This is a genomic window from Acrocarpospora pleiomorpha, assembly GCF_009687885.1.
Classification (GTDB): domain Bacteria; phylum Actinomycetota; class Actinomycetes; order Streptosporangiales; family Streptosporangiaceae; genus Acrocarpospora; species Acrocarpospora pleiomorpha.
In genome coordinates this window covers 71,523-85,676 of record NZ_BLAF01000010.1, presented here as the reverse complement: position 1 = coordinate 85,676, position 14,154 = coordinate 71,523, and the positions used below count along the sequence as shown (strand labels likewise).

Annotated in this window: 14 protein-coding genes; 7 read left to right on the top strand and 7 right to left on the bottom strand. The window is 71.9% G+C overall.

Annotated features, from left to right (window positions below; all coding sequences use genetic code 11):
* The first annotated feature begins 133 nt into the window (after nucleotides 1-133).
* From Aple_RS10010 to Aple_RS09995, 4 genes are read left to right on the top strand one after another with little or no spacing between them, the layout of a single operon-like run.
* Complete coding sequence (locus Aple_RS10010; RefSeq protein WP_218038218.1) at nucleotides 134-742, top strand: sigma-70 family RNA polymerase sigma factor; 609 nt, start codon at nucleotides 134-136, stop codon at nucleotides 740-742.
* Entirely contained in the window at nucleotides 726-1,799 is a 1,074-nt protein-coding gene (locus tag Aple_RS10005) for a hypothetical protein (RefSeq protein ID WP_155344233.1), read from the top strand. The genes Aple_RS10010 and Aple_RS10005 overlap by 17 nt, the downstream gene beginning before the upstream one ends.
* On the top strand, nucleotides 1,796-2,770 hold the full coding sequence (locus tag Aple_RS10000) for an ABC transporter ATP-binding protein (protein ID WP_218038217.1): 975 nt from the start codon (nucleotides 1,796-1,798) through the stop codon (nucleotides 2,768-2,770). The genes Aple_RS10005 and Aple_RS10000 overlap by 4 nt, the downstream gene beginning before the upstream one ends.
* Nucleotides 2,767-3,615 (top strand): ABC transporter permease subunit, encoded by an 849-nt coding sequence (locus Aple_RS09995; RefSeq protein WP_155344232.1) that lies wholly within the window; start codon nucleotides 2,767-2,769, stop codon nucleotides 3,613-3,615. The genes Aple_RS10000 and Aple_RS09995 overlap by 4 nt, the downstream gene beginning before the upstream one ends.
* A gap of 5 nt (nucleotides 3,616-3,620) precedes the next feature.
* Here the strand turns inward: Aple_RS09995 and Aple_RS09990 are convergent, their stop codons facing one another.
* The 6 genes from Aple_RS09990 to surE all read right to left on the bottom strand — a co-directional run bounded on the left by Aple_RS09990 (nucleotide 3,621) and on the right by surE (nucleotide 10,460).
* On the bottom strand, nucleotides 3,621-4,913 hold the full coding sequence (locus tag Aple_RS09990; RefSeq protein ID WP_155344231.1) for an RNA polymerase sigma factor: 1,293 nt from the start codon (nucleotides 4,911-4,913) through the stop codon (nucleotides 3,621-3,623).
* A 2-nt stretch (nucleotides 4,914-4,915) separates the two neighbouring features.
* Nucleotides 4,916-5,266 carry a YciI family protein gene (locus Aple_RS09985; protein ID WP_155344230.1) on the bottom strand — a complete coding sequence of 117 codons (351 nt, stop codon included), beginning with the start codon at nucleotides 5,264-5,266 and terminating at the stop codon, nucleotides 4,916-4,918.
* A gap of 73 nt (nucleotides 5,267-5,339) precedes the next feature.
* The gene (locus Aple_RS09980; protein ID WP_155344229.1) at nucleotides 5,340-6,023 is read right to left on the bottom strand and encodes a response regulator transcription factor; all 684 of its coding nucleotides are present in this window, start codon (nucleotides 6,021-6,023) and stop codon (nucleotides 5,340-5,342) included.
* Nucleotides 6,024-6,039: 16 nt separating this feature from the next.
* A complete protein-coding gene (locus Aple_RS09975) occupies nucleotides 6,040-7,215 on the bottom strand; it encodes a sensor histidine kinase (RefSeq protein ID WP_155344228.1) in 1,176 nt (391 codons plus the stop codon).
* A gap of 38 nt (nucleotides 7,216-7,253) precedes the next feature.
* Nucleotides 7,254-9,446, bottom strand: coding sequence for an MMPL family transporter (locus tag Aple_RS09970; protein ID WP_155344227.1), 2,193 nt, complete (start codon nucleotides 9,444-9,446; stop codon nucleotides 7,254-7,256).
* Between the two features lie 141 nt (nucleotides 9,447-9,587).
* Nucleotides 9,588-10,460 carry a 5'/3'-nucleotidase SurE gene (gene surE, locus Aple_RS09965; protein ID WP_170321378.1) on the bottom strand — a complete coding sequence of 291 codons (873 nt, stop codon included), beginning with the start codon at nucleotides 10,458-10,460 and terminating at the stop codon, nucleotides 9,588-9,590.
* Nucleotides 10,461-10,848: 388 nt separating this feature from the next.
* Here surE and Aple_RS09960 point away from each other — a divergent pair, with 388 nt between their 5' ends.
* Nucleotides 10,849-11,451 carry a class I SAM-dependent methyltransferase gene (locus Aple_RS09960; RefSeq protein ID WP_155344225.1) on the top strand — a complete coding sequence of 201 codons (603 nt, stop codon included), beginning with the start codon at nucleotides 10,849-10,851 and terminating at the stop codon, nucleotides 11,449-11,451.
* A 132-nt stretch (nucleotides 11,452-11,583) separates the two neighbouring features.
* Here Aple_RS09960 and Aple_RS09955 read toward each other — a convergent pair whose 3' ends face one another.
* Nucleotides 11,584-12,612 carry a helix-turn-helix transcriptional regulator gene (locus Aple_RS09955; RefSeq protein ID WP_155344224.1) on the bottom strand — a complete coding sequence of 343 codons (1,029 nt, stop codon included), beginning with the start codon at nucleotides 12,610-12,612 and terminating at the stop codon, nucleotides 11,584-11,586.
* A gap of 62 nt (nucleotides 12,613-12,674) precedes the next feature.
* Between Aple_RS09955 and Aple_RS09950 the strand changes: the two genes are divergently transcribed.
* Together Aple_RS09950 and Aple_RS09945 are read left to right on the top strand one after the other, a co-directional pair.
* The gene (locus Aple_RS09950) at nucleotides 12,675-12,935 is read left to right on the top strand and encodes a mycothiol transferase (protein WP_246264322.1); all 261 of its coding nucleotides are present in this window, start codon (nucleotides 12,675-12,677) and stop codon (nucleotides 12,933-12,935) included.
* Nucleotides 12,936-12,939: 4 nt separating this feature from the next.
* On the top strand, nucleotides 12,940-14,040 hold the full coding sequence (locus Aple_RS09945; RefSeq protein WP_155344223.1) for a winged helix DNA-binding domain-containing protein: 1,101 nt from the start codon (nucleotides 12,940-12,942) through the stop codon (nucleotides 14,038-14,040).
* Nucleotides 14,041-14,154 lie beyond the last annotated feature (114 nt).

Here is a 14,154-nt window from a genome sequence, read left to right as displayed (position 1 = left end):
CCAGGTCGTTCGATGAGCATCAGGTGGGCTTGGCCCTTCCCGCGGACCGGTGGCGTCCTGCGCGCGCTCCCCCAGCCTACGGGACTCGATAGAGCCGGTGTCACATGTGGGGCGCCGGCGGTGCTCTACATGTGTGGACGTTGTAGGGCATGGTGGGAGCGCACCGGCCGTCCTGTCCGGTACGGGACATGGCGCGGCGGCCGGGCGGGAGGACGGCGTGGAGGTGTCGAGTCCGCCGGGACGAGAGGCTGTCCGGGCCGACCTCGAACAGGTCTTCCGCACGGCCTATCCGCGGGTCGTCGCGGTCGCCGCCCGGGTGCTCGGATCCAGGGACGCGGCCGAGGACGTGGCGCAGGAGGTGTTCCTGACGTTCGGGCGCTCCTCGGTGCCGGCCGGGGAGGCGGTGCGATGGTTGTCCGTCGCCGCGGCGCACACCGCGCTGAACCACCTCCGCTCCGGCCGTCGCCGCGCCTCCCGGGAAGAGGCCGCCGACGATGGTGACGCCGTCTGCCCGGATGTCGCCGACGCGGTCGTGACCCGCGACGAGCGCCGCCGCGTGCGGGCGGCGCTGGCGCGGCTGCCCCGCAGGCAGGCCGTCGCCCTCGTCCTGCGGCACAGCGGCCTCAGCTACGCCGAGGTCGCCGCCGCTCTCGATCTGTCCCCCGGCAGCGTGGGCACCACCGTGCGACGCGCCGAATCCGCCTTGCGTAAGGAGTTGAACCGTCATGCGTCATCCGACTGACGGCACGCTGCGCCGGCTCCTGGACGAGCCGGCCGGTGTCGCCACCGCCGACCGCGAGCACATCGCCGGCTGTCCGGTGTGCCTGTCCGGGCTGGCAGCCGTACAGGAGGACGCGGCGGTCGCCGGCGCGGCGCTGAGCGTCGAGTTCGCCGTGGACGTGGACACGGGGTGGCGCCGCCTGTCCCGCGCGGTCGCCGCCGAGGAACGGGCGGCCAGGGCCGCGCCCGCCGCCCGATGGCGCGCGGCGCTGCGCAGCCCGGTGGTCGCCGCGGTCAGCGCCGTCGCCCTCCTGATCGGGGGTGGCGCCGCGGCCGCCGCGGACTGGCTGCAGATCTTCCGGACCGAGCAGATCGCCCCGGTCACCATCCCCCGGGCCGACCTGGTCAAGCTGCCCGACCTGTCCGCCTTCGGCGAGCTCAAGGTGACCGAGAAGATCGCCATCCGCAGGGTCGCCGACGCCGACGCGGCGGCGAAAGCCAGCGGTCTTTCCGTCCCGCGGGTGAGCGTGCTGCCCCGCGGCGTCACGGGAGAACCCACGTACTACGTCGGCGGCCAGGTGAGCGCGGAGTTCACCTTCTCGGCCGAGAGGACGGCGCGGACCGTCGCGGCGGCCGGCCAGACGCTGCCACCGGCGCCGCCGGGCCTCGACCGCAGCCGGTTCCGGTTGATCGCCGGTCCGGGGCTCGGCGCGGTCTGGTCGGAGGGCCGCCCCGTGCCCGCCCTGGCCGTGGTGCGCGCCGTCGCGCCCACCGCGTACTCCTCGGGGGTCCCGTTCGAGACGGGCCGCGACTACCTGCTGTCCCTGCACGTTCTGCCGGATACCGTCGAGGCGCAGCTGCGCGGCTTCTCCGGCGACGGGACGACGCTGCCCCTGTTCGCGTCGGACGAGTGGCTGACGAGCTCCGCCGCCGACGTCGGCGGGGCGCCGGCTACGGTGCTCACCACACGGGACGGCACGCTCGCGGCCGTGATCTGGACGGACGACGGTGTCGTCACCGCGGTGGCCGGCTCGATGAGCGGCGACGAGGTGCTGTCGGTGGCCCGGGGGTTGCGGTGAGCGCGGACTCCACGACCCGGCAGGGCAATTCCCTGCTCGCCGAGCTGCCCCCCGCGGCGGCGGTGTGGTGCTCCGGCCTGCGCAAGCGGTACCGGCGGCGGACCGCGGTCGACGGCGTGTCCCTCACCGTCGGCCGCGGCGAAGTGGTGGGCCTGCTCGGACCGAACGGAGCGGGCAAGACCACCGTCATCAAGATCCTGCTCGGGCTCGTCCGGCCCGACGCCGGCGAGGTGCTGCTGCTCGGGCGGCCGGCGCGGGACCCGCACGCCCGTGCCCGGGTCGGCTACCTGCCGGAGCTGTTCCGGTACCAGCCGTGGCTCACCGCCGCCGAGGTGCTGGCCCTGCACGTCCGGCTCGCCGGCGCCGTGGTGCCGGACCAGGAACGGCGCGAGTGCCTGGCCGCCGTCGGCCTCGCCGACCGCGCCGGGGACCGGGTGGGCGGCTTCTCCAAGGGCATGCAGCAGCGCCTCGGGCTGGCCGTCGCCCTGGTGGCCCGCCCGGAGCTGGTCGTCCTCGACGAGCCGACCAGCGCCCTGGACCCGATCGGCCGGGCCGACGTCCGCGACCTGCTGCTGTCCCTCAAGGCCCGCGACGTCGCCGTCCTGCTCAACTCGCACCTCATCGGCGAGGTCGAGCGGGTCTGCGACCGGGTCGTCATCCTCGACAAGGGCCAGGTCGCCGCCGCCGGCACGCTGGCGGAGCTGCTCGGCCAGCGCGAGCTGCGGCTGCGGCTGGACGAGGTGAGCGCGGCGGCGGAGGCACGGCTGGCCGCCACCGGCCGGCTCACCCGGAACGGGGACTCTTTCACCGTCACGCTGGCCGCCGACCAGGACACCACCACCGTGCCGGACCTCGTGGCCGACCTGGTCGGTCTCGGGGTACGCGTCCACGCGGTCGAGCCCGGACGGATCAGCCTCGAGGAGCGACTGCTGGACATTCTCCGCACCGACCCCACGGGGGACCACCGATGACCACCGTGCTCACCGTCGCCTCCCTCACCCTCCAGGAGGCCGCGCGCCGGCGCGTGCTGCTCGCGCTCGCCGCGATGACGCTCGCGCTGCTCACGCTCAGCGCCTGGGGGTTCTCCCGGCTCGACGCGGAGTTCGCCACGCTCACCAGCGGAGAGGCCCGGCTGGCGGCCGCCCAGGTGCTCAACCTGGTGATGTTCGGCCTGAGCCTGATCGCCGCGCTCGGCACGGCGTTCCTCGCCGGCCCCACCCTGGCCGGCGAGATCGAGTCAGGGGCGGCGCTGGCCGTCCTGGCCCGGCCGATCCGCCGCTCGGCGGTGCTGGCGGGCAAGTGGCTGGGGCTCGTGGCCTTCGGCGGCGGCTTCGTGGCCATGGCCGGGCTGACCCAGTTCGTCATCGTCTGGGTCACCGTGGATTACTGGCCACCGCAGCCGCTGGCCGGTCTGGCGCTGCTCGCGGCGCAGACGACGGTCCTGCTCACCCTGGGCCTGCTGCTGTCCACCGTCATCTCGCCGATGGCGTCGGGCATCGTGGCGGTCGGCCTCTTCGGCACCACCTGGATCGCGGGCGTGGTCGGCTGGGTCGGCCAGACCCTCGGCAACGCGGGCGTCGCCCGGGTCGGCACGGTCTCCCAGATGCTGCTCCCGACCGACGGCCTGTGGCGCGGGGCCATGCACGCGTTCCAGGACCCGGCCGTGCTGACCCAGTTCGGCGGCCCGGCGCTCCAGGGCGGCTCCCCGTTCCTGAGCGCGGCCCCGCTCACCACCGCCTACCTGGCCTGGACCGGCCTGTGGGTCGTCCTCGTCCTCGGACTCGCGGCCGTGGCCTTCCAACGCCGCGACCTCTGAGCCTCCTACGGGGCTGTCGTCCTGCGGGAACACGGCTCGGTCTCGTTGAGCCTGCGGCGCAGGTGGGCCCGTTCGGGTTCGGTGCCGGCCAGTTCGAGCGCCTCCCGGTAGGCCGCCGCGGCCTCGGGCAGGCGGCCGAGGCGCTGCAGCAGGTCGCCCCGGGCGGCCGGGTAGGGGTGGTGGCCGCGCAGTTGCGGCTCGTCGGCCAGTTCGTCGAGTAGTGCCAGGCCGGCCTCGGGGCCGTCGCGCATCGCCAGCGCCACTGCGCGGTTCAGCGCGACGACAGGGGACGGTGTGAGCGCGAGTAGTACGTCGTAGAGTGCCACGACCTGCGGCCAGTCGGTGGTTGCCAGGTCGGCGGCCTCGTCGTGGAGGGCGGCGATGGCGGCCTGCACGCCGTACGGGCCGGCCGGGCCGCCGGTCAGCGCGGTGAGCACCAGGGCGCGGCCCTCGTCGATCATCGCAGGGTCCCAGCGGGCGCGGTCCTGCTTGTCCAGGAGCACGATCTCGCCGTCCGGGCCGGTCCGGGCGTCGCGTCGGGCGTGGATCAGCAGCATCAGCCCGAGCAGACCGGCGATCTCCCGCTCGGCGGGCAGCAACCGGCGCAGTATCCGCGCCAGCCGGATGGCCTCCTCCGCGAGGTCGAGCCGCTGTAGCCGCGGGCCTGAGCTGGCTGCGTATCCCTCCGTGAAGATCGAATAGATGACCTGGAGCACTCCGGGCAGGCGTTCCGGCAGCTCGTCGGCGCCGGGCACCCGGAAGGGGATGCGAGCCTCGCGGATCTTCTTCTTCGCCCGGACGATCCGCTGGGCCATCGTCGCGGTCGGCACCAGAAAGGCCCGCGCCACCTCGGGCGTCGCCAGGCCGGCCAGGCAGCGCAGGGTCAGCGCGCCGCGGTCCTCGGCCGCGAGGGCGGGGTGGGCGCAGGTGAAGAACATCTGCAACCGCTCGTCGGGGAGGTCGCCGCCGGCGTCCGCGGGCGGAGCGGGGTCGGCCCGGTCGGCCTCCACCTGGAGGATGGCGAGGCGGGCGGCGTAGGCCTGGTCCCGCCGCAGGCGGTCGACGGCCCGGCGCCTGGCCGTGGTCAGCAGCCAGGCGCCCGGCCTGGCCGGAACCCCCTCGACCGGCCATTGCACCAGCGCCGCCTCGATGGCCTCGGAAGCGACCTCCTCGGCCAGGTCGAGATCGCCGAAACGGCGGACGAGGGAGGCGAGCAGCCGGCCGCGCTCCTCGCGGAACACCGACTCCACCGAGGACTGGACAGGCGTGCCGGGTGCGGCGGCTCCCTCGTCCCGCACCGTCAGGCCCCGAAGTCGGCGATCGGACGCACCACGACCGACCCGCTGCCGCGCGCGCCGGGGTTGCGGGCGGCCCAGTCGAGCGCGACATCCAGGTCCGGCACGTCGATGACGTAGAAGCCGCCGAGAACCTCGCGGGTCTCGGCGAACGGTCCGTCGGTGACGGTCCGCCTGCCATCCGGGCCGACCCGCACCGTCGTGGCGGTGACCAGGTCCGCCAGCGACTCCCCGGAGACGAAGATCCCGGCGTCCTTCAACTCCTTGTCGTAGCTCACCCAGTCCTCGAAGCTGCACTCGGCGGCCGCGCCGTTCCCGTCGACCGCACCGGCGTTGATCAGCAACATGTACTTCATGGTCCGACTCCAGTTGGGTTGTTCTGTTGGTTCACCATGACGTCGTACAGGACACCGCCAAATCGACAGGCCCTCAAGGATTCTTGTTCGTCAGCGGGAGGGATCGGGGTCGTACCAGGCCGGTTTGGTACGCGATGACGACCAGTTGGGTGCGGTCACGGGCGTGCAGTTTGGTCATGGCGCGCTGGATGTGAGTGCGGACGGTCAGCGGGCTGACGACCAGATGGTGGGCGATCTCCGTGTTGGACCTGCCCTCGGCGGCCAGGGCCATGACCTCGCGTTCCCGGCTGGTGAGGGTGGTCAGTCGCTCGGCAGGTGGCGCATCCGGGGTGGCGAGGAATCGGGTGATCAAGGCTCTGGTGGCGGTGGGTGACAGGAGTGCGTCGCCGGACGCGACAGTGCGGATGCCGTCGAGGAGCGCGTCGGCGGAGACGTCCTTGCCGAGGAATCCGCTGGCGCCGGCGCGCAGGGCCTGGGCGACGTACTCGTCGGTTTCGAAGGTCGTGAGGATGAGGACGCGGGTGGTGGACAGGCTCGGGTCGGCGCAGATGGCTGTGGTGGCGGCGAGGCCGTTGGTGCCGGGCATGCGGATGTCCATGAGGACGAGGTCGGGGTGGTGGGTGCGGGTCAGCGCGACCGCCTGCTCGCCGTCGGCGGCTTCGCCGACCACGTCCATGTCGGGGTTGGCCTCGATGAGCATCCGGAAGGTCGTGCGCAGCAGCGTCTGGTCGTCGGCGAGCAGGATGCGGATGGTCATAGGTCCGTCTTCGTCGTCAGAGCAGGATCGGCAGGTCGGTGGTGACGGTGAAACCGCCGTCGGGGCGGGGTCCGGCGCGGAAGTCGCCGCCCGCGGAGTGGGCGCGCTCGCGCATGCCGATGAGGCCGAAGCCCTTGCCGGGGTTCGCGGGCGTGGTGGGTCCGGCGTCGTTGGTGACGGTGAGGGTGAGCCGGTCTGTGCCGTACGACAGCCGTACGCGGGCGGTGGGGGTGGTGACGTGTTTGGTGACGTTGGTGAGGGCCTCCTGGACGATGCGGAACGCGGTCAGGTCCACGTCGGGTGACAGCGGCCGTTCCTCGCCTTCGACGGCGACCTCGACGTGGAGCCCGGCGGAGGCGAACGCGGCGGTGAGTTCCGGCAGTTGCCCGAGTCCGGGGGCGGGGTCCAACGGGGAGCTGGTCTCACCGGGTTGCCGCAGCAGGCCGACCGTGGCTTTCAGCTCGCGCAGCGCGGCGGACGTGGTGCCGGTCAACTCGGTGAGGATCCCCTGGACCTGATCGGGGCGGGTGCGGGTCAGGTAGGCGGCCGTACCGGCTTGGGCGTTGGCCAGGGCCAGATGGTGGGCGACGACGTCGTGCAGTTCGCGGGCGATGCGTACGCGTTCTTCGGCGACGCGGTGGCGGGCCTCCTCCTCGCGGTTGCGCTCGGCGTACTCGGCGCGCGCCTGGACGGCGGCCAGGTAATCCTGCCGGAGGCGGGTGGTTTCGGCCAGGGCGACCGGCAGCAGGAGGAAGAGGACGGGGTTGAGGATCGTGAGGAGCCAGGGATAGCCGTACCGGTCACCGGCCAGGGCCGACACGATGATCGACGCCGTGGCGGCGAGCCAGTACAGCCGGGTGGTCCGGCCCGGAACTCGTATGGCCAGCTCGTAGAGCGCGACCATCGCCGGGGCGAGCAGCACCGGCGTGATCAGGTAGCCGAAACCGCCGGCCGCGCCGGCGCATACCGCGGTGACCACGACCACGGCGCGCGGATGGCCGCGCCGCCACAGCAGCGCCAGCGAGCCGAGCACGGCCAGCGGAACGGCGGACCGCCAGCTCAGGCTGTCGGTGTAGGACAGGTCGCTGTTGAGCACCGCGGGGCCGGACGTGGCGAAGAGCAGCAGGGCGACGAGTCCCACGTCGACGACGCGGGGGTTGCTCTTGGCGTACTCGCGCCAGCTGATCGTCATCGCATGCTCCGGCCGGGGTTGTCTGGGAGTCTCCCACGCTAGGAGCTGACCCGAGGTGGGTCAGCCGCGTATCGGCTCGCGGGCGGCCACGTACGGCTGAGGGCTTCGCCTTCCACGTCGACGCGGGGCAGCAGCCGGTCCAGCCATCGCGGCAGCGACCAGGCCCGCCGGCCGAGCAGCGCGAGGAGGGCGGGCACGAGGGCCATGCGAACCACGAAGGCGTCGAAGAGGACGGCGGCGGCCAGGCTGAACCCGATCATCTTGATCATGGGCAGGTCGGCGCCGACGAACCCGGAGAACACCGCGATCATGATCAGGGCGGCGGCCACCACGACCCGGGCGCTGTGCCGGAAGCCGGTGACCACCGCCTGTCCGGCCGACTCTCCGTGGATGTACGCCTCCCGCATCCGGGTGACGAGGAACACCTCGTAGTCCATGGCCAGGCCGAAGATCATGCCCACCAGCACGATCGGCATCATGCTGATGATCGGGCCGGTCTGCTGCAGGCCGATCAGGCCGGCGCCCCAACCCCATTGAAAGACCGCGACGACCGCGCCGAGCGAGGCGAGCACGGACAGCAGGAAGCCGAAGACGGCCTTGAGCGGCACGATCACGGAACGGAAGATCACCAGCAGCAGGAGGAAGGCCAGGCCGAGCACGATCGCGAGATACGGGATGAGCGCGTCCTGCACCTTCCGCGCGACGTCGATGTTCACCGCCGTGGTACCCGTGACCAGGAAGGTCGCGCCGGTGCCGGACGTGGCGGGCCGTTCGCCGCGGATGATCCGGACGACGTCCTTGGTCTGCTCGCTGGTGGGGGCCGTGGACGGGGTGGCGGTGAACAGCGCGGTGTCGCCCGCGGGGTTGAACCGGGCCGGAGAGACGGACACCACGCCCGGCGTGCCGGCGATCTTCGCGGCGATGGTCCGCACCGCGACCCGCGGGTCGCCCGCGCCTTGGGCGTCCACCACGATGGTCAGCGGGCCGTTGAAGCCCGGCCCGAAGCCGTCGGCGAGCTCGTCGTAGGCCCGGCGTTCGGTGGTCGCGGTGGACTTGGCCTCGTCACCGGGCATGCCCAACTGCAGGTCCGCCACCGGTACGGCCAGCACCGCCAGGCTGACGACCGAGCCGAGCAGCACGAGCACAGGACGGCGCAGGACGAACCGCGCCCAACGAGTCCCGGCGTTGTCCGCTTCCTTCCTCGTCCCGCCCGTACGGACCCGCCGGGCGAGTACGGCGTCCGGCCAGAAGCCCAGCAGCGCGGGAACCAGGGTCAGCGCGATGAGCACCGCGACCACGACCGCCCCGGCGGCGGCCACGCCCATCTTGCCCGCCGCCGGGATGCCGGCCACCGCGAGCCCGGCCAGCGCGACGATGACGGTGAGCCCTGCGAAGACCACCGCGGAACCGGCGGTGCCCACGGCCAGGCCGGCGGCCTCCTGGGGCGGGTGTCCCTTGGCTCGTTCCTCGCGGTAGCGGGAGACCACGAACAGGGCGTAGTCGATGCCGACCGCGAGTCCCAGCATGGAGGCCAGGGTGCTGCTGGTCGCGGACAGCCCGAAGACACCGCCCACGGTGAAGATCGTGAGCATGCTGACGCCGACGCCGAGCACGGCGGTCACCAGCGGCAGTCCCGCGGCCGCCAGCGAACCGAACGTGATCAGCAGCACCAGTGCGGCGAGCGCGACGCCGACCAGTTCGCTCAGCCCGCCGACCTCAGGCTCACTGGCCAGCACCGGTCCACCGACGTCCACCGTCAACCCCGCCGCCCGCGCCCGGTCGACGGCCGCCCGAAGGTGATCCTTGGTGGCGTCGGTGAGATCGCCGGACGCCGCCGCATACGTGACGGTCGCGTACGCCGTGGACCCGTCCTCGTTCACCGCCCGCGCCTGGAACGGGCTGACAACACCGGCGACCTGGCCTCCCCGCGACACCTCGCCGACGAGCCCGTCGATGATCGCGCGGTTCCCGGCGTCGGTGACCTTCTCCCCTGCCGGGACGACGAACACGACCCGGGCGGTCGCCCTCTCGACGTTGCCGGGGAACCGCTGCCGCATGAGGGCTAACGCGTTCTGCGCCTCGATGCCGGGCATCGACCCGGTGTCGTCAGGGAGCTCGGACGCGGCGGCCGACGCGAAGCCGACGCCCCCCAGAACGGCCACCCACACCAGAACGACATACCAGCGCCGTCGAAAGGCCAGGCGGCCCAGTCGGTAGAGAAACGCAGCCACGAACGAGGCCTCCGTATCGGAATCGAGGACCTCGTCAGACTCGCCCCTCATGAACGTTGCCGTCGTCGTGCGCCTGCTGGTATTTCCGCTACTGAAATCGCAGTAGTTCGGCGCTGGTACTCGTCCGAGTCGGCTCGCGAATTACGGGGTGAGGCCGTGCACGCGGGCGCGGACCAGGGTGGTGGCCACAGGGCCGGCCTCCCAGCTCCCGTCTATCGCGGTGATCGTGACATTTCCGGCGGTCAGCAGGGTCCGGTCGGAGTTGTTGTCCGGGTCAGGGGTCGTGGCGAAGACCGGGAGGATGCGGTAGCACGTCGGGCAGACGTCCGTGGCCGGGGTGTAGGCCGTGGTGATCGGCAGCGACAGGCCCAGGGAGGCGGTCTTCACCTGGCCGGTCGTGACGGTCGGGTAGTTCACGTTCAGCCCGGTGTGCGGCGGCAGCAGGCGGCCGTTCTGCGCGGTCACGGCGAGACGGTTGACCAGTTTGACGGCGAACGCGGTGGCCTGCGTCATGGTCGGGAAGGCCGAGCCGTCCCTGGCGACGCTCAGCGCGATCGACGGCAGGCCGGCCGCGAGGGCGGTGACGGCGGCGCCGACCGTGCCCGAGTGGTTGGCGAGCGAGGCGACGTTCTCGCCCGGGTTCGGGCCGGAGACGACCAGATCCGGCGGGTTGCCGGCGAAGACCGTGTTGACGCCGAACGCGACCGCGTCGGCCGGGCTGCCCGCGACCGACCAGACACCGGGCGACACCTGGGACGCCGTCAGGGTGGTGCCGAACTTGATGTTGATCGACGTGCCGACGGCGCTCGCGTCGGCCGCCGGGGCGACGATCGTGACCTGGTGACCCGCGGCGATCAGCGCGGTGCGCAGCGCCTGCGTGTAGCTCGAGGCGTACCCGTCGTCGTTGGTGAGCAGGATGCGCAGCGACGGCGGAGTCGCCTGAGCCTGTACGGGATTCGCCAGCGTCAGCATGCTGACTAACAGGACTGGAATGAGAAGGATTCGTCGGAACACGATCGGTCTCCTTGTCGTCAGGCGCTCGGCGCCTGGTATTTCCTCTTGCATGGGCTCGGCATCGATAGGGGTGCCGACAAGTTCAGGTCCGTCGTTCACCTCGCATTCACGAGGCTGGTTCCTGCGCACCTCCGAACCCATTCCGGCCAGCATGGATACCGTTCGGTAGAGGGAGAGCACGAGTGACGCGAAAGTGAACCTGTCCGGGCACCAGCGTGCGACACCCGTACCGTGGAGCACACCCCTAATTTCTCCACCCCTAGCCGAAACCAATTGCCACCAGATCTGGTTAGGGGAGAAAACGAAGAGTCCGACACGCCTAGTCTCGCGGGCGGGATATCCAGGGCACTTGTGCCGGCCGAACGCCCGTGTCCGGCAGGATGATCACATGACGGAGAAGAACGGCAGGCGATGGAACCACAACATCCATTACCACCCCCGCATCCTGCACGCGATCCCTGATGGCGCCCAGCGCGCCCTCGACGTCGGCTGCGGTGAGGGCATGCTCGCCCGCGAACTCCGGCGGGCCGTGCCGCGCGTCACCGGCATCGACCTCGACGGGCTCAGCATCGACCAAGCCCGTGAGCACCCGGACGACGTCGACTACGTCCTCGGCGACTTCCTCACCTACCCGTTCGAACCTGCCTCGTTCGACGTCGTCGCGTCAGTGGCCACCCTGCACCACATGGACGCCGCCACCGGGTTGGCCCGCATGCGCGACCTGCTGCGCCCCGGCGGCGTCCTGGCCATCGTCGGCTTGGCCCGTAGCACCATGCCCAACGACCTGCCGCGCGACCTGGCCGGCGTCGCCGTCGGTACCTTCCACCGCGCCATGAAGGGCCGCTGGGAGCATCCGTCCCCCATTGTGTGGCCGCCGCCGGTGACGTACCCGCAGATGCGTGCGTTGGCCGCCGAGATCCTGCCCGGCTCGCAGTATCGCCGCCACCTCCTGTTGCGCTACAGCATCACCTGGCGCAAGCCGCAGGACTGAGTAGGGCCAGCAGGCCAGGACGTACGACCTGCGCGAAAGGCATTGCCAGGTGTGCGCGGCAGGCGTCGGACAGGGGTCGGACCAACAGCTACTGGGTCGTCATCGCCCCCTTGCTGGCGCGCCCCGGTCGCATCAGCTCAGATCTTCGCGCTGCCCATCCGCCCCGAACCGTAGTCGGCTCTTTGGATCGGTTGCGGCGTTGGTGTAGCGGCGGGCCAGGTGGGCGAAGGCGGCCTTGAGTTCGGCTGGGCCGACGACCTCGATGTCGGCGTCGAATCTGCCGATGGTGGCGGCCAGGCCGGGCCAGGACCACGAGCTCAGGATGAGGCGGCAGCGGTTCGGGCCGAGTTCCTCGACTACTCCGTCGCGGGTGTAGCGGGACACGGCGGCGGCGGGCAGGTCGAGGATCACCTCGCCGCGGCAGGGCCAGTCGCCGGTGCCGTCGGAGCCCAGGAACCTGCTGGCCACGAAGGTGGCCACGTCGCCTCCGGGCAGTTCGCGCGGGGTGAAGCGGGGGCCGGTGGGGGTGCGCGGGGTGATGCGATCGGCGCGGAAGGTGCGCCAGTCCTCACGGTCGAGGTCCCAGGCGACGAGGTACCAGCGCCCGCCCCAGGTGACGAGGTGATGGGGTTGCACCCGGCGCGGCGGGGCGAGTTCGCCGTTGTCATCCATCCCTGATGCGTAGTCGAAGCGCAGCACCTCGCGGGCGTGGACGGCGGCGCTGAGCGCGATGAGCACGCCGCTGTCGACCGGTGGGTCCGGCCGGATCGCGGGCCGCTCGACGGCGGTGATCTGGAGGGTGTCGATCCGGTGGCGCAGCCGTGCGGGCATGACCTGCCGGACGGTGTTCAGCGCGCGCGCCGCGGCTTCCTCGATGCCGGCGCCGGCGGTGGTGGCGATCTGGAGCGCGATGGCCAGCGCGACGGCCTGCTCGTCGTCGAACAGCAACGGGGGCAGCTCCGTGCCGGCGTCGAGCCGGTACCCACCGTCGGGCCCCTTGAAGGCCATGATGGGATAGCCGAGCTCGCGCAGGCGGTCGACATCACGGCGCACGGTGCGCGGGCTGACGTCCAGCCGCTCGGCCAGCAGCGCCCCCGGCCAGTCCCGGCGCGCCTGAAGCAGCGAGAGCAACGACAGCAACCGCGCTGAAGTCTTCGGCATGATCCCCATATTGCCCGGAGAAGCGGTCACTTCCTGGCCGCTTCTCCTGTGACTGTTGTCGCGTGCCAGTCAACGACGACAACCCGAAGGGCCCGGAAACCGTGACCGCCATCACCACTCTGGACGCCGAGCGGGACGACCTGCTCGCCGCGCTCGCGACCGCGCGATCCGCCCTGACCAACACCGTCCGCGGGCTCGGCGAGCGCCCGACGGCCAGCGCGCTGTGCCTGGGCGGGCTGATCAAACACGTCGCGTCCATCGAGGAAGGGTGGCTGCGCGCCGACATCCTGCGCGAGATGCGCGACGGTCAGAAATCAACCTGAGCCGATGACCGTTCTCTCCTCGCGGGCGCTCAACCGCGCGACGCTCGCCCGGCAGTTGCTGCTCGATCACGCCGACGTGCCGGTGCTCGACGCCGTCGCGCACCTGTGCGGCTTGCAAGCGCAGGAGCCGCAGGAGCCGTTCGTCGGGCTCTGGTCGCGGGTGCGCGCGTTCGACCCGGCGGTGCTCTCGGACCTGCTGATCCGGCGGGGCGTGGTGCGGACCCACCTCATGCGCCGTACCGTGCACCTGCTCACCGCCGACGACGTCCTGGCCTGGCGGGCCCGCCACGACCTCATGCTGCGCCAGCGGGTCCTCGGGACCTACCGCCGCGAGCTCGCCGGGGTGGACCTCGACGAGCTCGCGACGGCGGGCCGGGCGGTGATGGCCGACGCCGAGCCCCGCTCGATGACCGAGCTCGCGCGGGCGCTGGCCGAGCGCTGGCCGGCGCCGGGCCCGCGGGCGCTGGGCGAAATGCTGATCGCCGCCCTCATCCCGATGGCGCAGCTGCCGCCGCGCGGGCTGTGGCGCACGAGGGCGGGAGTGCGCAACGTCCCGCTCTCCTCCTGGCTGGGCCGCGAGATCGACCCACCGGCCCCGACGGGATCCGATCCGGTCGGCGAAACACTGGCACGGCGCTATCTGGCCGCGTTCGGCCCCGCCGCCACGGCCGACCTGCGCGCCTGGTGCGGCCTCGCCGGACTACCGGCCGCGGTGGCCGCGATACGCGAGGAGCTGATCACCTTCCGCGACGAACAAGGCCGGGAACTCCTGGACCTCCCCGACGCGCCCCGACCCGACCCCGACACACCCGCCCCGGTGCGGTTCCTCCCGGCCTTCGACAACGCGCTCCTCGGCTACCACGACCGCACCCGGATCATCGACACCACCCACCGCGGCCTGTCGGTCGCCGGCGCTCGCGTCGTCCTGATCGACGGCCGCGTCGCCGCGACCTGGACCGTCAATGCCGGCACCGTGATCGTCACCCCACTGCGCCGCCTCTCTCAAGCCGACCGCGCCACCGTAGCCGAGCAGGGACAGGCACTGTCGTCGTTCCTCACCGACGACGACAGCCACCACGTACAGATCACCGCGTCTCCCCATTGAGCGACACACCCGCGAGGAAGTGTGTTGGTCCGCCGAAGCTGATAGCCGATAAACAAGTTCCAAAGATCTCGAGGCGGTGCTATTCATGGAAATCGATCAGCGTTCACCGCCTGC